The following is a 25,725-nucleotide window of genomic DNA, read 5'->3' as shown; positions in this document are numbered from 1 at the left end:
AGCTAGGGGACCCCGCGCACCCGGCAGAGCCCGTTGACCCTTGCTGCCTTCCGGCCCTGGGGGAGTTCACAGGATGCGCGCCGCGCGGGATCCATCGGCCAGTGTAGACACACATCGCCCGCGACCGTGAATCGACCCCGTCGCACCCCTCCGAAACCTGCGGCGACCTCCCCGTTTGGCATCTACCAGGTCGTATTCGGTATGCTTCCCCACGGAGGATTCGCCTAGTGGCCTATGGCGCTCGCCTGGAACGCGGGTTGGGTTAACGCCCTCAGGGGTTCAAATCCCCTATCCTCCGCCACGGCAACGGCCCGTGACCAGTGGAAACACTGGTCACGGGCCGTTGTCGTTCGTCGGGCACGCAGTCGCGCGGTCGACAGTCATCCGCTGCCGCAATTGCGGGTGCGTACGACTGAACGAGGCGCGGCTGTCCACCACAGCTCACTCGCAGGCGACGCCGTCGCCGTCACCGTCCATGTTCTCGCTGTACCCGGGCTGACCGGCGTACAGCGGCGCCGCGCCGGCGGCCCGCGCCTCGGCGCAGTTGCGGTACACCACGGCCGGAGCCGGCTCCGGAGCCACCGACGGGACGGGTTCCGGGACCGGGGTCGTGGCAGGCGCGGGGACCGGGTTCGTGGCAGGCGCGGGTTCCGGGACCGGGGTCGTGGCAGGGGCGGCGGCACCGCACCCGGTGAGGACACGGACCATCGCGTCGTGCTCGGCCTGGGTCACCCACAACCCGTAGAGGGCCTTGACCTCGATCTGGCGCGCGACGTACGTGCACCGGTACGACCGGTTCGGGGGCAGCCAGGTCGCGGCGTCGCTGTCGCCCTTCTGCTGGTTGGCGGCACCGTCGACGGCCTGCAGGTTGCGGGGATCGTTGGCGAAGTTCGCGCGGGTCTGTTCGTCGAGCTGCTGGGCGCCCTTCTGCCACGCGTCGGACAGTGCGACGACATGATCGATCTGCACGTCGGCGGAGGTGTCCTGGCCGCGACGGAAGTCGATGGTCGTGCCCGTGTAGGCGTCGTGGAGGGTGCCGAAGAGGACGACGCAGTCCCGGGTGGCGGTCTTGTAGGTGATGTCGACCAGGTCGCGCCGCAGGATGTCGTTGCGGGTGTCGCACCCGTTGTGGCCGCCGTCGACGTCGACGTCGTCGCTCCACGCCGGTCCGAAGAGCTCACGGTCGTAGCCGGTCTTGGGTGCTCGGCCCTTGATCGGCAGGGTCGCGAGCGTGGCCAGCGCCGGCGTGGCGGACACGTCGGCAGGGACGGGGGTCGGCGGCGTCGCAGGGGCCGGTGCGGGGGTGGTCGTCGGGGTCGCGGCGACGGTGGGCGCGTGGGTCCGGGTGCCGATGTCGGTCGCCGTGGCGCATCCGGTCAGCAGCAGGGCCGCCGCAGCGAGTCCGGCGCTCCATCCCTGTGTGCGGTGATGCGGGGACTGGCGGGACGGTGAGGCGAACACGCTGGGTACTCCTGGGGGCGGGATGCGGCACGGCAGCACCCTCCGCGGGGGAACGAAAGGGTGTCTCCGGGAGGTCGCACCGGACATCCCTTTCGTTACCAGAGGTAACAGCACGGATTGATTACGATTCGTCCGTGGTCGGATACGGCAGACAACTCACGGCCCTCGCCGTCGCACTGTCGGGCCTCGCCGGGTTCGTCGACGCCCTCGGGTTCATCACCCTCGGCGGCGTGTTCGTGTCGTTCATGAGCGGGAACTCCACCCGGCTGAGCGTCGGCCTGGCCGAGGGCACCTGGGGTCCCGCCGCGCTCACCGCCGGGGTCATCGGCCTGTTCCTCGTCGGCGTCGTCCTCGGTGGGGTGGTCGCGCAACTGTCCGACCGCAGCCGTCGCGCCCGCAAGACCGCCGTGCTCGCCACGGTCTCCGCGCTCCTGCTGCTCGGGGCGCTCGCCCACACCGCGGGCTGGACGCCCGTCGCGGTGGTGGCGATGACCCTCGCCATGGGTGCGGAGAACTCGGTGTTCCAGCGCGACGGTGAGGTGAGCGTGGCCCTGACGTACATGACCGGGGCGCTCGTCAAGATCGGGCAGCGGCTCGCCGCCGCGATGTTCGGCGGACCCCGCTGGACCTGGCTGCCGTACCTGGGTCTGTGGCTGGGACTGGTGACCGGCGCCGTCGGCGGCGCCGCGGCGCATCGGATGCTCGGACTGCACGCCCTGTGGATCGCCACCGCGGCCGCCGTCGCGCTCACCCTCGCGGTGCGGCACCTGCCGTACCGGCCGTAGCGGAGTCCGGTTCCCCAGGCGGGCAGCGGTTGTCGGTGCCGGCGCCTACGCTCGTGGGCCATGAGGTGGTATGTGCCGAGCGCTCCCAGCGCGGACCTCGCCGAGCACGTGGTGTGCGTGTGGTCGGCGGTCTCCGACGGGCAGAGTCACCTCCTCGTGCCGGACGGATGCGTCGACGTCCTGTGGATCGCCGGCGTCGGCATCCGCGTGTGCGGCCCGGAAACGTCCGCGTGGTCGTTCACCCTGCCGCCCGGCATCGTCTCCGCCGGGGTGCGGTTCCGCCCCGGTCTCGCCTCGTTCGCCCTGCGCGCGTCGGCCGCGCAACTCCGCGATACCCGCGTCGGGTTGGACGACCTGATCGGCTCGGCAGGGGCCCGACCACTCGCCGACCGGCTCGACAACGCCCGGACCGCCCCCGAACGGCTCGAGGTGTTCCAATCCGCGGTGCGGCGCTGGCTCGCGCACGGCCTTGCTCCCGACCCGCTGATCGGGCATCTCCGGCAGGCGCTCTCCGGACACTCGTGGAGCGTCGGCGCGCTCGCCGAGACCGCCGCGCTCACCGAACGTCAGCTGCAGCGCCGCTGCAACGAGGCGTTCGGGTACGGCCCGGCCACGTTGCGATCGATCCTGCGCCTGCAGCGGTTCATGGCCCTGGCCGACGCCGCACCCGCGCGCGGCCTGGCCGAGCTCGCCGCGGCCGCCGGCTACAGCGACCAGTCGCACCTGAACCGGGAGACGCGCAGGATCTCCACCCTGACGCCCACCGCCCTGCTCGCCGGGGAGGCGCCGCGGTGGCACGGCCCGGGCTCGGCCCTCGATGTCCGAAGTATCCAATCCCTCGGCGACCGCGGGGCGGAAGAATCCGTGGCTTAACGCCTCTCCTGCCTGAAGGCTGGAGATTCCCGGCTCAGACCGCAACCGCACCACCGAGGAGGTGATCCGCTTGTCTGACGTCGTCGACACCGGTGTGGCCACGCTCCGCCACAGCCAGAACCACTCCGGCAGCGTTCCGATCCCGGCATCCGCTGTAGCCGCAGGCTGGGCACCGGAAGATGCGTTGCTCGAGTCCGAGGGGCTGCTTGGCTCTCGCGAAACACCTCGAACACGTCATGCTCGTGTACGCGGGCCGCACCAGCACCACCTTCCGGCCGGCCCGCCTGCCCCGCTCGACGAGTTCGCGTTTGGTCGCGGTGATCGCCGCGTCCGCGGCCTTGCGCGCCATCGTGGACTTGGCCAGGAACCGCGGCCGGAAATCCTCCACCGCGATCACCGCATGCTGGGCGACCACCCGCCGCGCCCACACCCGCGCCTCGTGCCGGGTCCGCGCCGCGGCCTTCTGCTGGATCTTCGCCGCCCGCTTACGGGCCCGCCGGTAGCCGTTCGACGCCGGGCGTCCCCTGCCCGGTCGCCGGCGCGTCATCGTGCGTTGCGCCTTCGCCAGCTCCGCCGCGCAGCGGCTGCGGTGCTGCCGGTGCGGCAGATCGAACCGTTCGTCGGTGGTGGTCGCGGTCCTGCTCACGCCCCAGTCGACACCGATCGCCGAACCCTCGGGGGCCGCGGGCACCGGTTCGGCATCGCGGGTGACGACGAACGAGGCGTACCAGTGCCCCAGCGGATCCCGGGTGATGCGCACACTCGACGGCTCGGACGGCAGCTCCCGCGACCACACCACCGGGACACTGACCCCCTTGGCGAGCACCAACCGGCCCTCGCGGAGGGTGAAGCCGCGGCGGGTGTACTCGAGCGTCGGCAACGCCTTCTTGCGGGCCTTGCACCGCGGCCGGCCCCGCCCGGTGATCCGGAACGAGTCGTCCAGGGCGCGGGCGTAGGTCCGCAGCGTCTGCTGCTGGGCCACCTGGGATCCGGCCCGCAGCCACGGCGAATCTCTGCGGGCCGCGGTGAGCAGTGCACTCAGCTTCCCGAAGGTGGGTTTCGCACCGGATTTCTGTTGGTGAACCGCTTCGTTCCACAGGAACCGGCACCGATGCCACTCGTCGAGCAGGGCACGTTCGGCGAGGCGACCCGGCCGCAACCGGTAGTTGTAGCGCACCACCTCGCCCCCCATGCCCGGCACGGTAGCCGCACCCACCGACACGTGTGCCCGACACCACCCCGACACCGAGAAAGGAGGACGGCGCTTGCGCTCCCTCGTCAACGAGGCAGTATCCGCGCCGAACACCAGATGACCGAGACCCTCTCCCCCGCCCGTCACTACCGCGAACTCGCGGCGAAGTTCACCGCACGCGTCGAGGCCGTGCCCGCCGACCGATGGGACGCGCCGTCGCCCTGCGCGGGCTGGTCCGCCCGCGACGTGCTGCGGCACGTCGTCGACACGCAACGGCAGATCGTCCCCGTCGTCGGCCTGGAACTGCCCGCCGGCCCGTCGCCGGACACCGACCCGGCCGGAGCCTGGGCCGCCACCCGCGACGGCATGCAGACGATCCTCGACGATCCGTGGCGCGCCGGCCTCGAGTACGACGGCCACTTCGGCCGCACCACCCTCGCCGCGACCGTCGCGCGGTTCTACAACTTCGACCTCGTGGTGCACGCCTGGGACCTCGCCCGCGCCGCCGGCCTGGACGACACCGTCGACGACGAGGACCTCGACTTCGTGGAGGCGACGGCGCAGGCCCTGGGTGACTCGATCCGGATGGAGGGAGTCTGCGGACCGGCCGTCGAGGTGCCCGCGGACGCCGACCGGCAGACCCGGGTGCTCGCGCACCTGGGGCGTCGCGCCTGATCGGCGGTAACCTCGCGCCTGACCGGCGGTAGCCTCGGGGCATGCGCGCTCCGGGCTGGTGGCTTCCGGTGTCGCTGCTGGCCGTGGCCGCCCTCCTGTCCGGTCCCGCCGAGGTCACCCCGCCCGCGCCCGTCACGTCCGTCGGCATCCCGGCGACGGGACTGACCGCCGACGTCCCGGCGACGTCCGCGACGATGTACGCGGGGGTGACCGATTCCGCCGACCCGCCGCTCCCGCGCGCCGTCGGCGAGCGCGGCGCACCGGCGTCCGTCGGCGACGAGTTCGACGAGTATCCCTATGTCCGCTACGAACTCGAATTTCCCCCCGGAACCGAGTCGGTGACGCTCCGGTGGCAGGGCCGCAGCGTCAACCTCGACGACCTCGCCCTGCACGTGCGCACCGACGGTTCGTGGGGCGAGCCGCGGGCCGTCGCGCGGCCCGAGGTGCCCGGCGGACCGATCGTGCTCGAGGCGCGGGTCACCGACGTCGCCGGCCCCCTGGAGATCCTGGTGATCGACGCGCCCCGTCGCGACCGGAGCTTCCGCGACGCCGCACCGGACCAGGCGTTCGCCGACCCGGCGGATTACGACTTCGCGATCCAGCACCTCACCGACACCCAGTACCTCGCCCGCGACGACACCGCCGTCTTCCGGGACATGACCACGTGGACGGCGCAGCAGGCCCGTGCCCGGAAGATCGCCTACGCCGTGCACACCGGGGACCTGATCCAGTCGTGGATCCGGCCGGGCGCCCCGGACGCCCGCGCCCGCACGGAGTTCGAGGTCGCGTCGGAGGCGATGGGAATTCTCGAGGCGGCCGGCGTGCCCTACGGGGTCCTGCCCGGCAACCACGACAACCTGTGGAACGTCGCCGGCCGGCTCGTGCCGGGCGAGCACGAACGCAACCATGCGCTGTACAACGAGTACTTCGGGCCGCAGCGGTACCGGGACCGGCCGCAGTGGGGTGACTCGGTGACCGACGCCGACAATTCGGCGCACTACGACCTGTTCGAGATCGCCGGCACCCCCTTCCTCGTCCTCTACCTCGGCTACAACCCGCCGGAGCACGTGATGCACTGGGCCGAGGGGGTGCTGGCCGCCCATCCCGACCGCAACACGATCGTCGCCGCGCACTACTACCTCGACGAGGACGGCCGTCTCCGGATGAGTGGATTCGGCGACATCGGCGGCAGTTCCGGCCAGCAGATCTGGAACCGGCTCGTCGTACCGCACGAGTCGGTGTTCATGGTGCTGTCCGGGCACGTCGACGGGCAGACGACGGTGACCGACCGCCCGATCCCCGGCAGTGACCGGTGTGTGGTCGAGATGCTCGCCGACTATCAGTACTTCCTCGTCGACGGCCGGCGCGCGACGGGATTCCAGCGGTTGCTGCAGTTCGATCTCGACGGCGGCACGGTCGCCGTCACCACCCACTCGCCCGCCCTCGACAGTTTCCGGGTGGAGGACCACGACCCGCGCCGCCGCTACACCCCCGAGGACGGCGATTTCGTGGTGGACGTGCAGTTGCGTGCCGGTGTGCCCCGCGCGGTGATACCCGGATGAGCACGGATCACCCTGCCGCCGAGGCACGTTCGGCGGTCGCCGCGCGGCTTCCGGGGCGGGCCTCCCCGAGCGCGTCGGCGGCGTCGCCCGCGGTGCGCTCCGCGGTTCGCAGCGGTCGCGTCACCGTGGGCGGCCGGCGCGCGGACGCTGCCGAAGAGGAGCCGCCGGCCGTACCCGGCCGCGGGGTGCTCCCGCCGGCCGAGCCGACCGGTGTGCTGCACCCGGACGGCGCGGGGAGTTCCCGCCGTCGGGGGAATGCGGGATAATCAGCAGCATCCGATCCTCCGGAGGTTCCCGTGCGACTGAGCAACGTTCCGCTCCGGCTGGCCACCGGCGCCTTCATCCTCAATTCCGGGCTGGGCAAGCGCGATCTCCCGCCCGAGGCCGCGGCCGGGCTGCAGGACATGGCGAGCAAGGCGCTCCCCCGGCTCGGGAAGATGCGGCCGGAGACGTTCGGCCAGACCCTGTCGACCGCCGAGATCGGCGTCGGCGCCCTGCTGCTGGCCCCCTTCGTCTCCCCCGTGGTGGCCGGTTCCGCACTGACAGCGTTCAGTTCGGGCCTGCTCGCGATGTACTGGAAGATGCCCGGCATGCACGAGGGCGGATCCTTCCGCCCGACCCAGCAGGGCACGCCGATCGCCAAGGACGTCTGGCTCCTCGGGGCGGGCCTGTCCCTGATCATCGGCGGGATGTCCAGGTAAGGGTCCCGTCGCGGGTTCGGCACGACGCACCGTGGGTACCGCCGACACATGAACACACGACGCACAACCCTTATCGCAGGCGTGTCCCTGACCGCACTCGTCGTCGCGGGGTGCGGCGGCGATGATTCCTCGACGGAGAACCAGGCCACCGTCGAGGCGCCCCCCACCTCGGAGACGACGACCACCGGCATGCCCACGGCACTGCCCGGCACGGACGGAGTGGCCTTCGAGCTGCCCGGCGCAGGCGGTGGCGACGACAACGCATTCACCTACGACGAGGCCGCCGTCCCAGTCGGTTCGACGGTGACCGTCGAATCCGAGGAGGAGGGTGGACGCACGACGGTCACGCTCGAGGCGAGCGGGCTGGCACCCACCCGTGACTTCGGCGTGCACGTCCACACGCAGCCGTGCGGGCCGCAGCCGTCGGACGCCGGTCCGCACTATCAGAACGACGTGGACCCGGCGGCCACCCCGCAATCCCCGTCGACGGATCCCGCCTTCGCCAATCCCGGGAACGAGGTCTGGCTCGACATCACCACCGACGGCAACGGCAACGCTCAGGCGTCGACGACGGTCGACTGGGAGTTCCGCGACGACGAGGCGAATTCGGTGGTGCTCCACGCCGAGCGCACCAAGACCGGCCCCGGGGAGGCCGGCATGGCCGGTCCTCGTCTGGCCTGCGTCGACGAGGACTTCTGACCGGGGTCCGACCGCGGAAGGTGGACCGGACACATCGGGCAGGTGTCGTGCGGTGCCCCATACCGGCGTATGGAGATACCTGCAGGTACGGTGCATCCATGCGCGCGCGTCCCTATGCCACCACCAGCCCCACGCGTCTCGCCGCTGCCCTGCTCGAGGTCGCGGCACGGATCGGGCTCGACGGCGCCAGCGTGCGTGAGGTGGCCAGCCATGCGGGTGTATCGATCGGCGCCGTACAGCACCACTTCCCCACCAAGGACGAGATGCTCGCCTACTCGTTCCGATCGCTCGCCGAGCGGGTGCTGACGCGGTTGAGCACCGTCGACCCGGACATCGATCCGGCGCGCACCCTGTTCGCGGCGCTGAGCCAGTTGCTGCCGCTCGACGAGCAGCGCACCGCCGAGGCACACGTGATGGCGGCGTTCACCGTGCGCGCCGCGACGTCGCCCTCGTTGAGCACGATCCGGCACACCACGTTGTTCACGATGCGCACCGCGGTGTCCGCCGTCCTGATCCGGATGGGCACCGCGGAGGCCGAGACCCGGGCCGCACTGCTGCTGGCCGCGGTCAACGGCCTGGCGCTCGACGCGATCGCCAGTCCGGAACTGTATCCGCCGGAGTACCTGACCCACGCGCTGCACACCCAGATCCAGCTGTCGCTCGACGGCGCCGACGCCCGCTGACTGCTTCCAGAATGCTTGTGGCCGAATGTCACACGCGGTCGATCTGATCGACGCGATGTGACATTCGGCCACACACCCACGCACCACGCACCCCGGGGGTGGGTCAGCGCGCGGTCCAGCCGCCGTCCATCGTGTAGGACGCGCCGGTGACCATGCCGGCGTCGTCCGACGCCAGCCACGCGACGAGGGAGGCCACCTCCTCGGGTTCGACGAGCCGCTTGATCGCGGGTTCGGTGAGCAGCACGTCGGCGAGCACCCGCTCCTCCCCGATGCCGTGCAACCGGGCCTGATCGCCGATCTGCTTCTCCACCAGCGGGGTTCGCACATAGCCGGGGTTGACGCAGTTGCTGGTGACGCCGTGCGGGCCGCCCTCGACGGCCGTGACCTTCGACAGTCCCTCGAGGCCGTGCTTGGCGGTGACGTACGCGGACTTGAAGGCCGACGCCCGCAGGCCGTGCACCGACGACACGTTGACGATGCGCCCGAAGCCGCGCTCGTACATGTGCGGCAGGGCCGCCTTCACGAGCAGGAACGGCGCTTCCACCATGAGCGTCTGGATTCGGCGGAAATCGGTGAGCGCGAATTCCTCGATCGGCCGGACGACCTGGATGCCGGCGTTGTTGACGAGGATGTCCACCTCGAGCCGGAGCCCGTCGAGCTGGTCGGTGTCGAGCAGGTCCACCCCCCACGCCCGTCCCCCGATGTCGTGGGCGAGGGTCTTGGCGGCCACCTCGTCGACGTCGGCGACGGTGACGTGCACGCCGCGGGCGGCGAGTTCCCGGGCACAGGCGGCGCCGATGCCGCTCGCTCCGCCGGTGACCAGTGCGGTGCGGGCACTCATGCGGGCACCGCCGTCTTCTCGGCGTCGACGGCCCGCACGTCCGCGGCGTCGACGTCGCGCAGGCTGATCCCCTTGGTCTCCCGGGCGGCGACGACGGCGATGATCGTCACCACCGACGCCACGGCCAGGTAGACCGCGATGGGGACGGCGCTGCCGTAGCGGCTGAGCAGGGCGGTCGCGATGATCGGTGCGAGCGAGCCGGCGACGATGGAGGTCACCTGGTAGCCGAGCGAGACACCCGCGTAGCGCATCCGGGTCGGGAACATCTCGGCCATGATCGCGGGCTGACCGGCGTACATGAACGCGTGGAACACCAGGCCGATGACGATGGCGGACATCACCAGGGCGTTGTGGCCGCTGTCCATCATGGGGAAGGCGAAGAAGCCCCAGGTGCCGGCGGTGACGGCCCCGACCATGTACACCGGGCGGCGGCCGAAGGTGTCGGACAGGCGCCCGACGACGGGGATGATCGCGAAGTGCACGGCGTGCGCGGCGAGCATCCACCACAGGATGGTGGCGGTGTCCGCGCCGACGACCACCTTGAGGTACGTGATCGAGAAGGTGACGACGAGGTAGTACATGACGTTCTCGGCGAAACGCAGGCCCATGGCGGTGAACACACCGCGCGGGTAGCGCTTGACGACCTCGACGACGCTGTACGAGCTGGACTTCAGCTGCTCGGCCTCACGCTGAGCCTCGAGGAAGATCGGTGCGTCGGTGACCTTGGTGCGGATGTAGTAGCCGACCAGGACGATGACCGCCGACAGCCAGAACGCGATGCGCCAGCCCCACGAGAGGAACGCCGCGTCGGACAGCGTCGTGGTCAGGACCAGCAGCACGACGGTGGCGACGAGGTTGCCCATCGGGACGCCGGCCTGCGGCCACGAGGCCCAGAAGCCGCGGGAACGGTCCGGGCTGTGCTCGGCGACGAGCAGCACCGCGCCGCCCCACTCGCCACCCACGGCGAAGCCCTGCACGAAGCGCAGCGTGACGAGCAGCGCGGGCGCCCAGTAGCCGATGGCGCCGAAGGTGGGCAGGCAGCCCATGAGGAAGGTGGCGACGCCGACGAGCACGAGACTGGTCTGCAGCAGCTTCTTGCGGCCGAACTTGTCACCGAAGTGCCCGAACACGACGCCGCCGAGGGGCCGTGCGACGAAACCGACGGCGTATGTGACGAACGCCGCGATGATCGCGTCGAGTTCGTTGCCGTTGTCGGGGAAGAAGACCTTGGAGAACACCAGGGTGGCGGCGGTGCCGTAGAGGAAGAATTCGTACCACTCGACGACGGTGCCGGCCATCGAGGCGCCGACGACCTTGCGCAGACCCGAGGTGGGGGTCTCGTCCGGTGCGCGGCCGCCGGGCCGCGACTGTTCGACACTCATGGGTTCGTCCTCCTCGATCCGACTGTGACGGGCAACACTTCTGAAGGCATGTGCCGAGTATCGATGCGCAGATCTGCATGCACAATGACGCGATCCGCAGAGCAGATCTGCAAGAATGCACATATGAGCGCGCCGTCGGCCGATGACCTGCTGGTTCTGCTGGCCGTCGGCCGCACCGGTCGCTTCACGACTGCCGCCGAAGACCTCGGCGTCAACCACACCACCATCGCCCGTCGCATCGCGGCGCTCGAGAAGAGCCTCGGCGGGCGCGTGCTGGCCCGCGCGTCGGGCGGCTGGGAACTCACCGAGCTCGGCCGCTCGGCACTCGCCGCGGCCGAGCGGATCGAGGCCGCCGTGTCCGGACTGGCCGGTCCCGGCGGGGACCGCGGCCTCGAGGGTGTCGTGCGGGTCTCGGCCACCGACGGTTTCAGCGCGTACATCGCGGCGCCGGCCGGCGCGCTGGTGCGGCGACGGCACCCGGGCGTCGCGGTGGAGATCGTCGCGGCCAGCCGTCGCGCGTCGCAGCAGCGGTCCGGGCTCGACCTCGAGGTGGTGGTGGGACGCCCCCAGGTGCATCGGGCCGAGGCGCACCGGCTGGCCGACTACACCCTCGGCCTGTACGCGGCGCGGGCCTACGTCGACGAGCACGGCGCTCCCACGACGGTGCGCGAACTGGGCCGTCACCCGCTGGTGTACTTCATCGACTCGATGCTGCAGGTCGACGACCTGGACCTGGCCCGTCGCATCGCCCCGGACATGCACGAGTCGGTGAGTTCGACCAACGTGTTCGTCCACGTCGAGGCCACCCGCGCCGCGGCCGGGGTCGGGTTGCTGCCGTGCTTCATGGCCGACCGGCACGCCGACCTGGTGCGGATCCTGCCCGCGGAGGTGGAGGCGCGGCTGAACTACTGGATGGTGGCGCGGTCGGAGACGCTGCGCCGGCCGGAGGTCGCCGCCGTCGTCGCCGCGATCCGCGAGACCGTGCACGCCCAGCGTTCCGTCCTGCTCGGCCGCCCCGCCGCGTGACCCGCCACCCGGCCGCCGCACACGTGACCGAATGTGACATCGCAGTCGATAGCGGGCTGTTGCGAAATCGCCGAGGGTCCGCGACCGCGAACCAAAGCGCCGGTCCCGGGGCGGGGTCTCCCGCCCCGGGACCACCGCCTCACACAGCGGCCGGCAACCCGCCCCCACCCACCGCAGCGAGGATCTTGCCGATGTTGTGCACCGCGGCATGAAAACTCCACTCACCACGGGCACGGACCAGTCCCCGGCCGGTGAACCGCCGAAAATTCAGATTGTGTTTGGCATGCCCGAACGGAGTCTCGGCAATGTGAGAACGCTTGCGGTAGGTGGCGATTCCCTCCTCGGTGCGCAACCGGTGGGCCATCACCTCGACCGGTGAAGCCTCGACCGGCGCCGGCCCAGACACCGGTGTGTGCCGGGCCGCGTGTTCGAGGTGGCGGGCCTTGCCGCGGGCGATCAACCGGTCCGGTCCCGGCGCGGTGATGTTGGCTTCGGAGAAGTACCCGGCATCGGCGAGCAGCATCCCGATCCCCTCGCCGTCGGTGCCGTCGGTGCCGTCCGTATCGGCGGTGCCGGTGGGGCGGGCAGCGATGATCGACCCGGCAGCGGCCACCGCCGCCTGCATCATCGGCACGAACGTCGGCGCATCGGTGGGATTGGCCGCCACCGACACCGCCATGATCAGCCCGTCACCGCTGGTCACGGCCTGACAGTTGAACCCCTGCACCCAGCCGCCACCACGCAACGGTTGCAACCCGGACTCCGGGTCGGTGGTGTTGACCACCCGCTCGGGCCGGCCCTCGGTGTCGGCATCGGCTCGTGCCGCCGCGACCGCAGTCGCCGCCGCCGCTGCGGCGGTGGCACGAGCCAGACGTGCCCGGGCCTTGATCACCTTCGGGTCCTGCCCGGCCGGCCGGATCACCCAGCCACCGTATCGGTGGCCTTTCGCTGCCGCTTCGGCCCGCCGCTGCTCGTACCGCCGAACTTTCGCGGCATGGGCAGCCAGGGTCTTCTCCAACGCCAGTTCCGCTGCCGCGACCGCCGCCGAGGCGGGCGGGGCACCCATCGGCATCTGCCCGCCGCGGGCCTGCTCGAGATACAGACGGGCCGAGGTGTCCTTGTCGGCCCGGGCCTGCTCGTCGGCGGCGCGGGCAGCGTCGAGTGCGGCGATCGCCTCGCTGATCCGCGCTGCCCGTGACCGGGGGTCGGTCAACGCCGGTGGGACCGAACCGGGACCGCGGTCGCCGTGATCGTGGGGTTCGTCTTCGGCGGCATCGGTGGCCGCATGCGCGGCCACCGCTGCCGCCGCCACTGCTCGGGCGTGGGCGGCGGCTTCGGCCCGCACCGACGATTCGGTGCGGTTGGCGCCGGCCGAGGCGTTGGAGGCGATCTTGACCGAGTCCAACGCGATGGTCTCCAGCCGGCCCAGTCCCAGGGCTGCAGCCAGCAGCAGGACCTGGGTGAACAGGTCTTCGCAGGCGGTGGCGTGGGTTTTGCGGAACCGGGCGATCGTCACGTGATCGGGGATGTCCTGGGCGCAGATCACCCGGTAGGCCACGTCCTCGGTGCACAGCCGTTCGATGCGGCGGGAGGAGCGTTCCCCGCGGGACCAGGCCCACACCAGCAAGGTGAGCAGCATGTCCGGGTGGTAGCCGGCACGGCCGGCGCCACCGGTCTTGGCGGTCCGATGGAATGCGGTGGTGTCGATCCGGTCGATGATGTCGATGACCGTCCACACGGGATGGTCGGTGCCGAGCCAGTCGCGCATGTCCGGGGGGATCAGGAACTGCTGGTCACGATCGACGGGTCGATATCCTTTGGCCACCAACGGATTCTACACGAAACCGCAGGTCAGCCCCGCCGTGACATGACGGGGCCGACCCACGATTCTGCAACAACCCCATAGTCTGACCAGATGTCACATTCGGCCGGGGACGCGCGGGCAGGGGCCGGCCGGTTCGCCCCGAGCCCGTCGGGCGACCTGCATCTCGGGAACCTGCGCACGGCGGTCCTCGCGTGGCTGTTCGCCCGGAGCACCGGGCGCCGGTTTCTGCTCCGCGTCGAGGATCTCGACCGGGTCCGGCCGGGCGCGCAGGAACGTCAACTCGCCGACCTCGCCGCACTGGGCCTCGACTGGGACGACGAGGTCGTCCACCAGTCGCGGCGGCTGCCGCTCTACGACGCCGCGATCGCCCGCCTCACCCGCGCGGGTCTGACCTACGAGTGCTTCTGCACCAGACGCGAGATCCAGCACGCGGCGTCCGCGCCGCACGCCCCGCAGGGCGCCTACCCGGGCACGTGCCGCACGCTCACCGAACCCGAGCGGGCAGCGAAACGGGCATCCGGCCGGCCGGGCGCGATCCGCCTGCGGTCCGGCGCCTCGACCTTCACCGTGCACGACGTGGTGCACGGCGACTTCACGGGTGTGGTCGACGACCTGGTGCTGCGCCGCGGCGACGGCATTCCCGCCTACAACCTGGCCGTCGTCGTCGACGACGCGGCCCAGGGCATCGACCAGGTGGTCCGCGGCGACGACCTGCTGACCTCCGCTCCCCGGCAGGCCTACCTCGCGGCGCTGCTCGGGCTTCCCGTGCCCACGTACGCGCACGTGCCGCTGGCGCTCAACGTGCACGGCAAGCGCCTCGCCAAACGCGACGGCGCGGTGACGCTCACCGACCAGGCGGCGCTGGGCCATACCGCAGCCGACGTGCTGGGCCGGATCGCGGTCTCGCTCGACCTGGCGGACAAGGACGAACCCGTCACATTGGGACTGCTGCTCGAGCGATGGGATCCGGCCCGGCTCCCGCGGGAGCCGTGGGTGTACGACGGCGGCTGGTGACACCCTCCGCGCGCCCGGCACCGGTCCGTTTCGTGCCGCTCGTCCGGCTCGCGGAAGTTCCGGTGATCGTGCAATTCGGACGCGTCGGACGTAGTGTGCGCAGTCGACAACGCGATTGGCTCCACCCTCCCCTCGAGAAGGATCCGATGACGACCGGCGGTTACGACCCCAGCAAAGAGCCCTACAACCAGGGCGGCGAACCCGACCCACAGCAGGGCGGCTACCCGCCCCCTCCCGGCAGCTATCCCCCGCCCGGGAACTACCCGCCCCCGCAGGGCAACTACCCGCCTGCCGGCGGTTACCCACCTCCGCAGGGCAACTACCCACCTCCGCAGGGCAACTACCCACCCCCCGGGGGCTACCCGCCCCCGCCGGGGAACTACCCGCCGCAGGGCGGCTACCCGCCCCCGCCGGGCAACTACCCGCCGGGCAGTAGCCAGTACGGCGGATTCGGCGCCCCCACGCAGCTCAACGTCGGTGAGGCCATCGGCTACGGCTGGAAGAAGTTCAGCCAGAACGCGGGCGTCTGGATCGCCTTCGTCGTCGCGGCGGCGCTGATCCAGTTCGTGATCAACGTGATCTTCGGCGGCTTCGACACGAACGAACTGTCGGCGCTCAGCATCATCGGCGCGATCGTCAGCGTGTTCGTCAGCATCCTGATCCAGGCCGCCTACGTGCGCGGCGCGCTGCACGAAACCGACGGCAACCGCCCGTCGTTCGGGTCCTTCTTCCAGTTCGAGAACATCGGCGCCGTGGTGGTCGCGAGCCTGCTCGTCTCGCTCATGACCGTGGTGGGCTTCATCCTGCTGATCATCCCCGGCTTCATCGTCATCTTCCTGACCTGGTGGACGCTGCAGTTCGTCATCGACCGGAACGAGCAGCCGGTGGACGCGATCAAGTCCAGCTTCCGGGCCATCTCGTCCAATGTGGGGCCGCTGCTGCTGCTGGCGCTCGCTCTGGTGGGCATCAACATCCTCGGTGCGATCCCGTGCGGGCTGGGTCTGCTCGTCACCATCCCGCTCACGATCATCGCTTCCACCTACGCCTACCGGGTGACCACCGGACGCGGCGTCGCACCCTGACGGGTACGGCGTTCCACGAAGCGGCACGTCACGAATCACGAGGACCACGATGACCAGCGGGGGCTACGAACCCACTTCCGATCCGCAGGATCCGAACAAGCACCCGGGCGCACAGCCGTACGGCCCACCGCCCGGGTACGGCCCGCCCCAGGGTTACCCACCGGGCTACGGCACGCCACCGCCCGGCTACGGTCCGCCGCAGGGCCCGCCACCCCAGTACGGCGCTCCCCAGTACGGCGCTCCCCAGTACGGCGCTCCCCAGTACGGCGGCCCCCAGTACGGCGGGGCACCGCAGCAGCCCGGTGACCCGTACGGCGGGGCACCGTACGGGTCACCGCCGGCGGGAGGCCCCGCCGGGTACGGACCGCCCCCCGGCTACGGAGCTCCGGGCTACCCGCCCGGCTTCGGTTCCTCGCGCCCGCAGATCGACATCGGCGCCGCCCTGAGCTACGGGTGGCGCAAGTTCAGTGAGAATGTCGGCGGCTGGCTGAGCCTCGCCGGGGTGATCGTCGTGGCCGCCCTGGTGTTCGGCGCCCTGATGTTCGGGGTCGTGATGGCCTCGACCACGACGGACCGCTACGGCTACAGCACCGGCATGTCGGGCGTCGGGATCGCCGTGATGATCGTGCTGATCGTCGCGTTCGTCATCGGCATGCTCGTCGTCCAGGCGGCCGGGGTGCGCGGGGCCCTGTACGAGCTGGACGGTCACAAGCCGGCGCTCAAGGACTTCTTCCGCGTCGGCAGCCTCGGTCCCATCCTGCTCGTGTCCCTGCTCATCGCGCTGGGAACACTGCTCGGTTCGCTCGTCATCGTCGGTGGCATCGTCGTCGCCTTCCTGACCGTGTGGGCGCTGCACTTCGTCATCGACCAGCGGCAGGACGCGGTCACGGCGATCAAGTCGAGCGCGTCCGCGGCCGCGGCCAACGTCGGGCAGCTGATCCTGCTGTGGCTGGTGCTGTCCGCGATCAACTTCGTCGGCGCGCTGCTGTGCTACGTCGGCCTGCTGGTCACCGTGCCCGTCACCACCATCGCCTACGCGTACGCCTACCGCGTCGCCACGGGTGGGCGCGTAGCCCCCTGACCGCGGGTCGCGGGCCCCGATCCGCCGGCCCGGGGTCCGCGTCCTGTTCGTCCGTTCTTCGCCTTCCGCCCGCCCGAGTGCTTGGATGGCCGGGTGACAGAGCACGTGCAGACCCAGCAATCCGACCACACGCACTTCGCCCGCGTGGTCCGCAGCCACTACCCCGGACTGGTGGCCCTGTTCACGGCGGTGCTCATCATCTCCAACGTCGCCGCCGGCAAGGGCGTGGCGTTCTTCGGCGACGCCGAATGGGCGCTCGGCCCGCTACAGGTCCTGCCGATCATCACCGACGGTGCGTTCTTCCTGTTTCCGCTCGCCTACATCGTCGGCGACGTCCTGAGCGAGGTCTACGGCTTCGCCGCAACCCGGCGCGCCGTGTACTACGGTTTCGGCGCGGTGGCGCTGGCCGCGCTGTGCTTCTGGATCGCCCAACAGCTGCCGCCCGCCGACTTCTACGAGAACCAGCCGGCGTTCGAGGCGGTCCTCGGGGTGGTGCCGCGACTGCTGCTGGCCGGTCTCGCCGGTTACCTCGTCGGGCAGCTGCTCAACTCCTACGTGCTGGTGCGTATCAAGGAGATCACCAAGGAGAAGCACCTGTGGGCTCGGCTGATCGGCTCCACCGTCGTCGGCGAGTTCGCCGACACGCTCATCTTCTGCGCGATCGCCGCCGGCGTCATCGGCATCACCACGTGGGCGGACTTCGTCAACTACGTGGTGGTCGGGTTCCTGTGGAAGACGCTCGTCGAGATCGTCGTCATGCCGGTCACCTACGCGGTCATCGCGTACGTGAAGCGGCGGGAGCCGACCTACGCCGAGTGACGGCAGCCGACGCGGACCGCCGGGTCCTCGCTCACCGCCGCGCGTAGAACCGGCTCAGGGTCTCGGCCTTGTGCTCCTCGAAGTATCCGCCGTCGACGGCGGCGCGGATGTCGTCGACGAGCCGCACCGTGAACCGCTCGTTGTGGATGGTGCACAACGTGGACGCCAGCATCTCCTTGGCCTTGAACAGGTGATGGATGTACGCGCGCGTGTAGTGGCGGCAGGTGTAGCAGTCGCAGTCCTCGTCGATGGGGGTGAAGTCGCGGCGGAACCGGCTGGTGTTGATGTTGAACCGGCCGTCCGGGTGGTAGATGGCCGCGTTGCGCGCCACCCGGGACGGGTTCACGCAGTCGAACGTGTCGACGCCGTGCTCGATCGCGACGAACATGTCGTCGGGTTCGCTGATGCCGAGCAGGTGCCGCGGCTTGTGCTCGGGCAGTTCCTCGGTGCACCACCGGACGATGGTGCCGAGGTTCTGCTTCTCGAGGGCGCCGCCGATGCCGTAGCCGTCGAAGCCGCGGCCCGACTCGCCGACGACCGATTCGAGACCGCGGCACGCCTGCCGGCGCAGGTCCTCGTACTGCGCACCCTGCACCACCCCGAACAGCGCCTGGTACGGACGGTGGGCGCGTTGCGCCGTGAGCTTCTCGTGCTCGGCGATGCACCGCACCGCCCACGCCTGGGTCCGCTCGACGGACCGCTCCTGGTAGCCGCGGGTGTTCATCAGGGTGGTCAGCTCGTCGAACGCGAAGATGATGTCGGCGCCGAGTTGATGCTGGATGCGCATCGACGCCTCGGGCGTGAACCGGTGCCGGGAGCCGTCGAGGTGGGACTTGAAGGTGACGCCGTCGTCGTCGACGTGCGCGAGCCGCTCCTTGCCTTCGGCGATGACGTCGTCGGACTGCACGCCCACGGCGTCCATCGCCAGGACCTTCTTGAAGCCGACCCCGAGGGACATCACCTGGAATCCGCCGCTGTCGGTGAAGGTGGGCCCGTCCCAGTTCATGAACTTCCCGAGCCCACCGGCCTCGTCGACGATGTCCGATCCGGGCTGCAGATACAGGTGGTAGGCGTTGGCGAGCAGCGCCTGCGCCCCGAGTTCCTTCATCGCCTCGGGCAGGACCGCCTTGACCGTCGCCTTGGTACCCACACCGACGAACGCCGGGGTGTGGATGTCACCGTGCGGGGTGTGGATCGTGCCGGTGCGTCCGAGTCCGTTGTCGAGCCGGGTACCGACGGTGAAGAACGGGTCGGGCGGGGTGGGCACGGCGGAAGCGGTGGTGCTGGGGTCGGTCACGTCGGTATCCAATCACGAGGTCCGGTCACGGCGCCGACGGCAGTCGCACGGCGAGGGCGAGGACGGCGACCCCGCCGAGCGCGAGCACCGCACCCACGGCGGCCGGCGCGGTGTAGCCGAAACCCGCGGCGATCACCGCGCCCCCGATCCAGGCGCCGAACGCGTTCGCGAGGTTGAACGCCGCGTGGTTGAGCGACGCGGCCAGGGTCTGGGCGTCCTCCGCGACGTCCATGAGCCGGATCTGCAGACCCGGCCCGACCGCGGCGCAACCCGCGCCGAGGAGGAACACCATCGCCAGGGCCGTGTACGGGTTGTGCGCGGCCGCGACGAACACGGCCAGCAGCACCGCCAGCGTCGTCATGGTCGTGAAGATGCCCGGCACCAGGGCCCGGTCGGCGACGCGGCCGCCGACCACGTTGCCGAGCACCATGCCGAGCCCGAAGAGCATCAGGGCGACCGGGACCAGCGCCTTCGACACTCCGGCGACGTCGGTCAGGGTGGTGCTGATGTAGGTGTAGACGGCGAACACGCCGCCGAAGCCGATCATCGCGACCGCGAGCGTCATCCACACCTGCCCGCGCCGCAGCGCGCCGAGTTCGGTCCTCACGCTGGTGGTGCGGATCGCCAGGGCGGGCACCCACGCGGCGATCGCGGCGACGGTGACCGTGCCGATCACCGCCACCAGTGCGAACGCGGAGCGCCAGCCCAGCGCCATGCCGAGCCACGACGCGACCGGCACGCCCACGACGTTCGCCACCGACAGGCCCATCATCACCAGCGCCACCGCCCGGGCGCGCTGCCCGCGGCCGGCCAGATGCGCGGCGACGAGGGCGGCGACCCCGAAGTACGCGCCGTGCGGCAGCCCGGCGACGAACCGGGAGGCGACGAGCAGTCCGTAACTCGGCGCGAGCACCGTCGCCGCGTTGCCGACGGTGAAGGCGATCATGAGCGCGATCAGCAGCGCCTTGCGCGGCAACCGGGCAGTGAGCGCTGCGATCAACGGCGCACCGACGACGACACCGGCGGCGTACGCCGACACGACGTGCCCGGCGGTGGGTTCGGATACCCCGAGGCCGGTCGCGATGTCGGGCAGCAGGCCCATCGCGACGAACTCGGTGGTCCCGATGCCGAATCCGCCGAGGGCGAGCGCCCACATCGCCCGGGCCCGCCGCGGCCGGGCGTCCGGTGTCGTGGCGGCCGCGGGGGCGGCCACCGGTGCTGCGGAGGCAGGTGGGCATGCGGATGCCGTCGTCGTCATGAGCGGGAACCTTCGAATAGTGCGGGATGCGCTGGATCGTGTCGGCGTGCGAAACCAGCCGAGTCTCCATTCTCGTGCACACGCCGAGCCGACCTCGAATCGGGAGGACGTGAGTTCGGCCACCCCGGCACGAGCCGCGCCGGCGAGGGAGCGGTCCACGACCTGCCGCGCCCGAGACGACGTCCACAGCTCGCGCCGCGATCCGGCCGCCGCACCCGCAGCGGCGATAACCAGTCCCATTCTGCGGCAGTTGCTTTCGGAGACCACCACGACCGGCACAGGCGACGGGGTTCACCGGTCCGCGCCGGCCGTTCGGATGCACGCGGCCGGAGCGCCCCGCCGGCGATCCGGTACCGGTTCGCCGGGCGCGCACGTGCGAATGCCGACGTCCGGAGAATTCGTGTCGCTCGTCACCTCGTGGACGCGATCGGCACCGGAGCCGCACGCCGTACCGCACGAATCTTCCTGCGCGACAACGCTACTTCGACCCCACCGAGACTCCCGGAGTGCAGCCGCCGGTCTCCGTCAGCAGACCCGGCGCCACCGCGACGGCGCCCGCGTCGTCGCCGTGATCGTGCTCCGCCCGGCAGCCACGAACGCAGCCACACTTCGTGGTGGTCGTCCACGACCGGGCGCGGCGACAGATCGTCCGTGTCAACGGATCTGCGCAGGCACCATCGCGAAGAAGCGCGCCGGGTTGTCCGTCCGCAGCCGCATGCCGGCGGCACCGCCGAGCACCAGGGGCCGCGCGTAGGGCCGCTCGGAGCCGAGCAGCACCCGGTCCTCGCCCAGACGCGCGGTCACCGCCGCGACGACCTCCCGCCCGTACGACGACGTCTCCACATAGACCCCGGCCCCGGGGATGCCGCCGGGACCGCCGCGCATCGCCATCCGATCGGCATGCAGCGGGGCCAGGCCGGCGAGCATCGCGAACAGGACCCGCAGCGCCGGGAACCGGCGCGACCCGAACTCGTGCCAGGCGAACCAGGCGGCGTGCATCTGGGTCACGTACGACACCATCGCCGGCCACCACGGCGGAGCGCCGGGCGCGGCGGCCGGACCGGGATGCACGAACAGCGGCTTGTGTGCCCGCTCGAGTTCCGCCAGCAGCGGCGCGCACCGGTCGAAGCCCGCCGAGTCGGCCAGGGCCGTCGCCGGCAGCTGCAGACCCACGCAGCCGGCCGCGAGGACCTCACGCAGCGTCTCCGGGTCGGGTTCGGCGAGACCGGCTGCGGCCCACACACCGAACCGGTCGGGCAGGCTCAACGCCCCTTCGTGGTACGCGTCGAGCAGCGGCCGGGACTCCTCGGCGGGCAGCTCCTCGATCCCGAGCGGGCTCGACAGCGACACCAGCGCCAGATCGATCCCGTCCCGGACCGCGAGGGCCGTCCGCGCGGCGACCGAATGATCTGCGGGGTCGACCCGGTACGGCGGCTCGCCCGGCAGGTGCAGCACCCAGCCGTCGAGCCGGGGCGGCGCACTGCGCGCCCGGAGGGCGTCGACGAAGGACGCCGGCCACACATGTTGATGCACGTCGACGCGGGGACGTCGCCTCATGCGTCCACGTTCGCCGCCGCGCGCCCCCGTGTCAACCGTCGTTCGCATCCCGGCGATGAACCCGGACGGCGCGAGGCCCGGTGGCCACCCCCCGCGGCCCGGACCCGCCACGCCGTACGTACTGTATGTACGGTGTCGGCCCGGACCTTGCCCGGCGCGATCGACCCGCACGCCTCCGCCCGGACCCCGCCGAGGCGCTCGCGGCCCCTGCTGGACGTGTGCCCCTTCGACGCGGACACCCCACGGCACTAGCCTGGGACCGAGCGTGTTCGCCGATCGTCGGAAGGAGCACTCCGTGCCTCCGCATTGCGATTCCATGGACGGCCCCGTCGTCAAGGCCGCCGAGGCGGCGCTGGGCGACGACAACGTCGAGCTGATCCTGCCGTTCGTTCCCCTCGAAGCCGAGGACGAGGTGCGCACGGCGTTCGAACGGGCGACAGCCGCGCGCGCGGAGGGTCCGATCGCCCACGAGGTGGCCGATCTCTACTTCTTCGACACCGTGGTCCGGCTGCACCGCGCGGGCGAGGGTGCCTCGTTCACCGGCGTGAAGCCTGCGGGCGGCGACGTCGGCCCTGTGATCCCGTTGGCCGAGCGCGCGATCGAGACCGGCTCGATCGAGAAGCTCTACGCCTTCCTGTCCGCCGAACTGCACCGGCAGTTGCAAGCGCGCCTGGAACGGATCGTCGCCCTGGCCGACGCCGTGACCACCGCGGAGCGGCGGGAGTACACCGAGGCGATGCTCGGCTTCCAGGTGTACAGCCATCACCTCTACAAGAGCATGCACAGGGATCCGCACGAGGGCGGGCACCCACACGGCTGATCCGGGCGCCGCCCCGACGGCCTCCCGTGACGCCCTCACCTCGACATGTGATGCCGTCACATCGACATGTGTGAGGCCGTCACATCGGCATGTGTGAGGCCGTCACATCGGCATCATGTGATGCATCGGCATTCCTGGCATCAGCATGTGGTGCATGTGCATCATCAGCATGTGCATCATCTGCATCAAGCCCATGTCCATCGTTCCCACCTCCGCGTTCTGCGGTGCTCGTCGGAGGGCGACACCACTTCCACTATGCGCCCGACCGGGCGTGCGCGTCACCACGCCGGCGCCGCAGGCTCCGCCCGGTGGCCTTGACGAGTTCGTCCACCCACAGCACCGAAGATCCGACGCCGACGGCGAGCGCCCATTGCTGCGAGGTGAGCGCGGTGGTGTCGAAGAAGCCCTGCAGGAAGGCCGTCTGGACCACGCAGACCTGCAGGACGACCACCACGACGAGCGCGATCCAGATGCTGTGGTTGGTGAGGGTCTGCAGAGAGAACACCGAGCCGAGCTCCGAACGGACGTTGAGCAGGTTGAACACCTGGAAGAAGACGAACGTGGTGAACGCGAGGGTGGTGGCGAACAGCGGATCGCCGGCGCTCTCGGGGAACCACTGCGGCGCGTAGTGCAGCACTGCGACGGTTCCGGCGGTCATGACGATGCCCAGCCCCAGGATGCGACGGAGCCGGTCGCGGCTGAGCAGACGCTCGTGTGCCGGCCGCGGCGGCCGGGACATGGTGCCCGGCTCGGTGGGGTCGACGCCGAGGGCGAGGGCCGGCGGACCGTCCATGATGATGTTGACCCACAGGATCTGCAGGGCGGTGAACGGTGCGCCCCCGGCCAGTCCGAGCGCCCCGGAGACGAGGAAGATCAGCACGAACCCCCACGCCGTGGTCAGCTGGAACTTCACGAACTTGACGATGTTGGCGTAGATGCCGCGGCCTTCCTCGACCGCGGCGACGATGGTCGCGAAGTTGTCGTCGGTGAGGATCATGTCGGCCGCGCTCTTGGACACGTCGGTGCCGGTGATTCCCATGGCGACGCCGATGTCGGCCTGCTCGAGGGCCGGCGCGTCGTTGACGCCGTCGCCGGTCATGGCGACGACCTCGCCGTTCGCCTGCAGCGCCTTGACGACCCGGATCTTGTGCTCCGGCGCGACGCGAGCCAGCACCCCGAAATCTGCTGCCCGGGAGCGCAACTCGTCGTCGTTCAGGGCATCGAGATCGGCGCCGGTGGCCGCGGCACCACCGATGCCCAGCCGGCCGGCGATCGCCGACGCGGTCACGAGGTGGTCGCCGGTGATCATGTGCACCTCGATGCCGGCGGCATGGGCCACCTCGATGGCCCGCTCGGCCTCCGTCCGCGGCGGATCGACGATGCCGACCACGGCGTAGAGGGTCAGGTCGGACACCGCACGCTGCAGTGCCTCCGCGTCGCCCCGCGGCACCGCGTGCAGGTCCCGGCCGGCGATCATCAGGGTGCGTAACCCCTCGGCGGCGAGCGACTGCACCGCCGAGCGGAGGCGCTCGCGGCGACGGTCGTCGAGCGGGACGGGGCCGTCCCCGTCGAGCATCGCGGTGGCCCGGTCGAGCAGTGCGCCGGGAGCGCCCTTGGCGAAGCACCGGTACCCGCCGTCGGGCAGGGCGTGGAAGGTCGCCATGTACTTGTAGGCGGAGTCGAACGGCACCTCCGCCAGCCGCGGCACCGCGAGCCGCGCCCCCTCGACGTCGATGCCGCCCTTCTCGGCGAGCACCACCAGCGCGCCCTCGGTGGGATCACCGACGAGCACCCCGTCGCGGACGACGGCGTCGTTGCACAGGGCCATCCCGAGCAGCGGCGCGGTCAGGTCCGGGGGCGGCAGCCCGTCGCCGACGAGGATCTTGCCGTCGGTTTCGTATCCGGTTCCGGTGACGCGGAAGCTGCGGCCGCGGGCCAGCAGCCGCTGCACCGTCATCTCGTTGAGGGTGAGGGTGCCGGTCTTGTCGGTGGCGATGTGGGTGGTGCTGCCCAGGGTCTCGACGGCGGCGAGCCGTTTGACGATGGCGCCGCGCGCGGCGAGCCGCGACGCCCCCATCGCGAGGGTGAACGCGACGACCGCGGTCAGCCCCTCGGGGATGGTGGCGACGGCGAGCGAGACGGCGGTGATCAGCAGGTCGGACCACGACTGTCCGCGCAGCAGGCCGAGCACGAACACGACGGCGACGACGGTGAGCGCGACGATGGTGAGAGTCTTGGCGAGCTGGTCGATGCGGCGCTGCAACGGGGTCTTCTCCACCCCCGCGGTACCGAGCAGGGTGGCGATCGCGCCGATCTCGGTCTGCATCCCGGTGGCCGTGACCACCATCGCGCCCCGCCCGCGGGTGATCTCGGTGTTCATGAAGAGCATGTCGGCGCGGTCGCCCAGCGGGGCCTGCTCGTCGTCGACGGGTTCGACGGTCTTGTCGACGGGATGGGACTCACCGGTGAGCGCGGACTCGGCGACCTGCAACCGTGCCGCCGTGACGACCCGGCCGTCGGCGGGCACGGAGTCGCCGGCCTCGAGGAGCACGACGTCGCCGGGCACCAGTTCGGTGCGCGGCAGGTGCTGTTCGCGGCCGTCGCGGCGGACCCGCGCGGTGTCGACGGCCATCTGCCGCAGCGCCTGCAGGCTGTTCTCGGCCCGTCGCTCCTGCACGTAGTTCAGGACCGTGTTGAGGGTGATGACGGCGAGGATGACCACGGGGGTCTCCCATTCGCGCGAGACCACGGCGCTCACCACGGCGGCGGCGACGAGGACGAGGGTCATCCGGTCGGCGAGCAGGGCGAGCACCTTGCGCCAGCCGGGCACGGCTGCCGCCTCGACGAGGGCGTTGGGCCCGTGCTCGAGCCGGCGCTCCTCGACCTCACCGGTGGACAGTCCCACCGCGGGGTCGACGTCGAGGGCCGCCGCGACGGCGTCGGCGTCGCGGGTGTGCCACGTGGTGGCCAGGGTCATCTCGCACGCTCCTCGGTGAGGTCGGGCGGCTCCCACGCTATCGATGTGACGGATGCCGCGCGATTCGACACACGATCCGCCTGTGCCGCGCCCGGATCCGTGATGTGCTGGAGGC

22 protein-coding genes, 1 tRNA gene and 1 other RNA gene are annotated in these 25,725 nt (G+C 71.0%); 14 read left to right on the top strand and 10 right to left on the bottom strand.

The window, feature by feature from the left end; all coding sequences use genetic code 11:
- Nucleotide 1: 1 nt before the first annotated feature.
- Nucleotides 2-96: signal recognition particle sRNA small type (gene ffs / locus QNA09_RS26125), an RNA gene on the bottom strand.
- 117 nt (nucleotides 97-213) lie between these two features.
- Here ffs and QNA09_RS26120 point away from each other — a divergent pair.
- Nucleotides 214-301 (top strand) — tRNA-Ser (locus tag QNA09_RS26120).
- A 140-nt stretch (nucleotides 302-441) separates the two neighbouring features.
- Here QNA09_RS26120 and QNA09_RS26115 read toward each other — a convergent pair.
- The gene (locus tag QNA09_RS26115; RefSeq protein WP_140188219.1) at nucleotides 442-1,461 is read right to left on the bottom strand and encodes a DUF1524 domain-containing protein; all 1,020 of its coding nucleotides are present in this window, start codon (nucleotides 1,459-1,461) and stop codon (nucleotides 442-444) included.
- Between the two features lie 134 nt (nucleotides 1,462-1,595).
- Between QNA09_RS26115 and QNA09_RS26110 the strand changes: the two genes are divergently transcribed.
- Both QNA09_RS26110 and QNA09_RS26105 read left to right on the top strand, forming a co-directional pair.
- Nucleotides 1,596-2,246: a YoaK family protein gene (locus tag QNA09_RS26110; protein WP_010594887.1), complete on the top strand. Its 651-nt coding sequence runs from the start codon at nucleotides 1,596-1,598 to the stop codon at nucleotides 2,244-2,246.
- A gap of 60 nt (nucleotides 2,247-2,306) precedes the next feature.
- Nucleotides 2,307-3,119: a helix-turn-helix domain-containing protein gene (locus QNA09_RS26105; protein WP_172603542.1), complete on the top strand. Its 813-nt coding sequence runs from the start codon at nucleotides 2,307-2,309 to the stop codon at nucleotides 3,117-3,119.
- Between the two features lie 34 nt (nucleotides 3,120-3,153).
- On the opposite strand, the gene QNA09_RS26100 is transcribed toward QNA09_RS26105, so the two are convergent.
- Nucleotides 3,154-4,311, bottom strand: a complete 1,158-nt coding sequence (locus tag QNA09_RS26100; RefSeq protein ID WP_308072162.1) for a transposase — start codon at nucleotides 4,309-4,311, stop codon at nucleotides 3,154-3,156.
- Between the two features lie 117 nt (nucleotides 4,312-4,428).
- On the opposite strand from QNA09_RS26100, the gene QNA09_RS26095 reads away from it, so the two are divergent.
- The 5 genes from QNA09_RS26095 to QNA09_RS26075 all read left to right on the top strand — a co-directional run bounded on the left by QNA09_RS26095 (nucleotide 4,429) and on the right by QNA09_RS26075 (nucleotide 8,631).
- On the top strand, nucleotides 4,429-4,986 hold the full coding sequence (locus tag QNA09_RS26095) for a TIGR03086 family metal-binding protein (RefSeq protein ID WP_010594884.1): 558 nt from the start codon (nucleotides 4,429-4,431) through the stop codon (nucleotides 4,984-4,986).
- 41 nt (nucleotides 4,987-5,027) lie between these two features.
- Nucleotides 5,028-6,548, top strand: a complete 1,521-nt coding sequence (locus QNA09_RS26090) for a metallophosphoesterase (protein ID WP_102031882.1) — start codon at nucleotides 5,028-5,030, stop codon at nucleotides 6,546-6,548.
- A 296-nt stretch (nucleotides 6,549-6,844) separates the two neighbouring features.
- The gene (locus QNA09_RS26085) at nucleotides 6,845-7,249 is read left to right on the top strand and encodes a membrane protein (RefSeq protein WP_010594882.1); all 405 of its coding nucleotides are present in this window, start codon (nucleotides 6,845-6,847) and stop codon (nucleotides 7,247-7,249) included.
- 48 nt (nucleotides 7,250-7,297) lie between these two features.
- Nucleotides 7,298-7,948 carry a superoxide dismutase family protein gene (locus QNA09_RS26080; RefSeq protein WP_102031881.1) on the top strand — a complete coding sequence of 217 codons (651 nt, stop codon included), beginning with the start codon at nucleotides 7,298-7,300 and terminating at the stop codon, nucleotides 7,946-7,948.
- A 98-nt stretch (nucleotides 7,949-8,046) separates the two neighbouring features.
- Nucleotides 8,047-8,631 (top strand): TetR/AcrR family transcriptional regulator, encoded by a 585-nt coding sequence (locus tag QNA09_RS26075; RefSeq protein ID WP_017681591.1) that lies wholly within the window; start codon nucleotides 8,047-8,049, stop codon nucleotides 8,629-8,631.
- A 103-nt stretch (nucleotides 8,632-8,734) separates the two neighbouring features.
- On the opposite strand, the gene QNA09_RS26070 is transcribed toward QNA09_RS26075, so the two are convergent.
- Together QNA09_RS26070 and QNA09_RS26065 are read right to left on the bottom strand one after the other, a co-directional pair.
- Complete coding sequence (locus QNA09_RS26070; RefSeq protein ID WP_102031880.1) at nucleotides 8,735-9,472, bottom strand: 3-hydroxybutyrate dehydrogenase; 738 nt, start codon at nucleotides 9,470-9,472, stop codon at nucleotides 8,735-8,737.
- Nucleotides 9,469-10,854 (bottom strand): MFS transporter, encoded by a 1,386-nt coding sequence (locus tag QNA09_RS26065; RefSeq protein ID WP_010594878.1) that lies wholly within the window; start codon nucleotides 10,852-10,854, stop codon nucleotides 9,469-9,471. Before QNA09_RS26065 ends, QNA09_RS26070 begins: the two co-directional genes overlap by 4 nt.
- Nucleotides 10,855-10,977: 123 nt before the next feature.
- Between QNA09_RS26065 and QNA09_RS26060 the strand changes: the two genes are divergently transcribed.
- On the top strand, nucleotides 10,978-11,880 hold the full coding sequence (locus QNA09_RS26060; RefSeq protein ID WP_102031879.1) for a LysR family transcriptional regulator: 903 nt from the start codon (nucleotides 10,978-10,980) through the stop codon (nucleotides 11,878-11,880).
- A 139-nt stretch (nucleotides 11,881-12,019) separates the two neighbouring features.
- Here QNA09_RS26060 and QNA09_RS26055 read toward each other — a convergent pair whose 3' ends face one another.
- Nucleotides 12,020-13,648 carry a transposase gene (locus QNA09_RS26055; RefSeq protein ID WP_228287210.1) on the bottom strand — a complete coding sequence of 543 codons (1,629 nt, stop codon included), beginning with the start codon at nucleotides 13,646-13,648 and terminating at the stop codon, nucleotides 12,020-12,022.
- A gap of 147 nt (nucleotides 13,649-13,795) precedes the next feature.
- Between QNA09_RS26055 and gluQRS the strand changes: the two genes are divergently transcribed.
- The 4 genes from gluQRS to QNA09_RS26035 all read left to right on the top strand — a co-directional run bounded on the left by gluQRS (nucleotide 13,796) and on the right by QNA09_RS26035 (nucleotide 17,701).
- Nucleotides 13,796-14,719 carry a tRNA glutamyl-Q(34) synthetase GluQRS gene (gluQRS, locus tag QNA09_RS26050; RefSeq protein ID WP_040273559.1) on the top strand — a complete coding sequence of 308 codons (924 nt, stop codon included), beginning with the start codon at nucleotides 13,796-13,798 and terminating at the stop codon, nucleotides 14,717-14,719.
- A gap of 146 nt (nucleotides 14,720-14,865) precedes the next feature.
- Nucleotides 14,866-15,801 (top strand): hypothetical protein, encoded by a 936-nt coding sequence (locus tag QNA09_RS26045; RefSeq protein WP_099528215.1) that lies wholly within the window; start codon nucleotides 14,866-14,868, stop codon nucleotides 15,799-15,801.
- 49 nt (nucleotides 15,802-15,850) lie between these two features.
- Complete coding sequence (locus tag QNA09_RS26040) at nucleotides 15,851-16,882, top strand: hypothetical protein (RefSeq protein WP_102031878.1); 1,032 nt, start codon at nucleotides 15,851-15,853, stop codon at nucleotides 16,880-16,882.
- A gap of 93 nt (nucleotides 16,883-16,975) precedes the next feature.
- Nucleotides 16,976-17,701 carry a queuosine precursor transporter gene (locus QNA09_RS26035; protein ID WP_017681596.1) on the top strand — a complete coding sequence of 242 codons (726 nt, stop codon included), beginning with the start codon at nucleotides 16,976-16,978 and terminating at the stop codon, nucleotides 17,699-17,701.
- Nucleotides 17,702-17,732: 31 nt separating this feature from the next.
- Here QNA09_RS26035 and tgt read toward each other — a convergent pair whose 3' ends face one another.
- The 3 genes from tgt to QNA09_RS26020 all read right to left on the bottom strand — a co-directional run bounded on the left by tgt (nucleotide 17,733) and on the right by QNA09_RS26020 (nucleotide 21,813).
- Nucleotides 17,733-18,998: a tRNA guanosine(34) transglycosylase Tgt gene (tgt, locus tag QNA09_RS26030; protein ID WP_102031877.1), complete on the bottom strand. Its 1,266-nt coding sequence runs from the start codon at nucleotides 18,996-18,998 to the stop codon at nucleotides 17,733-17,735.
- 25 nt (nucleotides 18,999-19,023) lie between these two features.
- A complete protein-coding gene (locus QNA09_RS26025; RefSeq protein WP_051009387.1) occupies nucleotides 19,024-20,256 on the bottom strand; it encodes an MFS transporter in 1,233 nt (410 codons plus the stop codon).
- Nucleotides 20,257-20,910: 654 nt separating this feature from the next.
- Nucleotides 20,911-21,813 (bottom strand): amidohydrolase family protein, encoded by a 903-nt coding sequence (locus QNA09_RS26020; RefSeq protein WP_072786591.1) that lies wholly within the window; start codon nucleotides 21,811-21,813, stop codon nucleotides 20,911-20,913.
- Nucleotides 21,814-22,108: 295 nt separating this feature from the next.
- On the opposite strand from QNA09_RS26020, the gene QNA09_RS26015 reads away from it, so the two are divergent.
- Nucleotides 22,109-22,633, top strand: coding sequence for a DUF6448 family protein (locus QNA09_RS26015; RefSeq protein WP_230831719.1), 525 nt, complete (start codon nucleotides 22,109-22,111; stop codon nucleotides 22,631-22,633).
- A 253-nt stretch (nucleotides 22,634-22,886) separates the two neighbouring features.
- On the opposite strand, the gene QNA09_RS26010 is transcribed toward QNA09_RS26015, so the two are convergent.
- Complete coding sequence (locus tag QNA09_RS26010; protein WP_017681601.1) at nucleotides 22,887-25,610, bottom strand: cation-translocating P-type ATPase; 2,724 nt, start codon at nucleotides 25,608-25,610, stop codon at nucleotides 22,887-22,889.
- Nucleotides 25,611-25,725: the final 115 nt, after the last annotated feature.

This window comes from Rhodococcus sp. AH-ZY2, assembly GCF_030916465.1.
Classification (GTDB): Bacteria; Actinomycetota; Actinomycetes; order Mycobacteriales; family Mycobacteriaceae; genus Rhodococcus; species Rhodococcus ruber.
Note: the sequence above shows the minus strand (reverse complement) of the source record. Positions and strands in the feature narration are given on the sequence as shown.

Excerpts from the sequence above, each read along its gene's own strand:
- QNA09_RS26105 (WP_172603542.1), top strand. The coding sequence starts at position 2,307 with ATGAGGTGGTATGTGCCGAGCGCTCCCAGCGCGGACCTCGCCGAGCAC.
- QNA09_RS26055 (WP_228287210.1), bottom strand. The coding sequence starts at position 13,648 with ATGCGCGACTGGCTCGGCACCGACCATCCCGTGTGGACGGTCATCGAC.
- QNA09_RS26020 (WP_072786591.1), bottom strand. The coding sequence starts at position 21,813 with ATGAGGCGACGTCCCCGCGTCGACGTGCATCAACATGTGTGGCCGGCG.
- QNA09_RS26080 (WP_102031881.1), top strand. The coding sequence starts at position 7,298 with ATGAACACACGACGCACAACCCTTATCGCAGGCGTGTCCCTGACCGCA.
- QNA09_RS26025 (WP_051009387.1), bottom strand. The coding sequence starts at position 20,256 with ATGACGACGACGGCATCCGCATGCCCACCTGCCTCCGCAGCACCGGTG.
- gluQRS (WP_040273559.1), top strand. The coding sequence starts at position 13,796 with ATGTCACATTCGGCCGGGGACGCGCGGGCAGGGGCCGGCCGGTTCGCC.
- QNA09_RS26095 (WP_010594884.1), top strand. The coding sequence starts at position 4,429 with ATGACCGAGACCCTCTCCCCCGCCCGTCACTACCGCGAACTCGCGGCG.
- QNA09_RS26070 (WP_102031880.1), bottom strand. The coding sequence starts at position 9,472 with ATGAGTGCCCGCACCGCACTGGTCACCGGCGGAGCGAGCGGCATCGGC.
- QNA09_RS26040 (WP_102031878.1), top strand. The coding sequence starts at position 15,851 with ATGACCAGCGGGGGCTACGAACCCACTTCCGATCCGCAGGATCCGAAC.
- QNA09_RS26090 (WP_102031882.1), top strand. The coding sequence starts at position 5,028 with ATGCGCGCTCCGGGCTGGTGGCTTCCGGTGTCGCTGCTGGCCGTGGCC.
- QNA09_RS26065 (WP_010594878.1), bottom strand. The coding sequence starts at position 10,854 with ATGAGTGTCGAACAGTCGCGGCCCGGCGGCCGCGCACCGGACGAGACC.
- QNA09_RS26100 (WP_308072162.1), bottom strand. The coding sequence starts at position 4,311 with ATGGGGGGCGAGGTGGTGCGCTACAACTACCGGTTGCGGCCGGGTCGC.
- QNA09_RS26075 (WP_017681591.1), top strand. The coding sequence starts at position 8,047 with ATGCGCGCGCGTCCCTATGCCACCACCAGCCCCACGCGTCTCGCCGCT.
- QNA09_RS26010 (WP_017681601.1), bottom strand. The coding sequence starts at position 25,610 with ATGACCCTGGCCACCACGTGGCACACCCGCGACGCCGACGCCGTCGCG.
- QNA09_RS26045 (WP_099528215.1), top strand. The coding sequence starts at position 14,866 with ATGACGACCGGCGGTTACGACCCCAGCAAAGAGCCCTACAACCAGGGC.
- QNA09_RS26060 (WP_102031879.1), top strand. The coding sequence starts at position 10,978 with ATGAGCGCGCCGTCGGCCGATGACCTGCTGGTTCTGCTGGCCGTCGGC.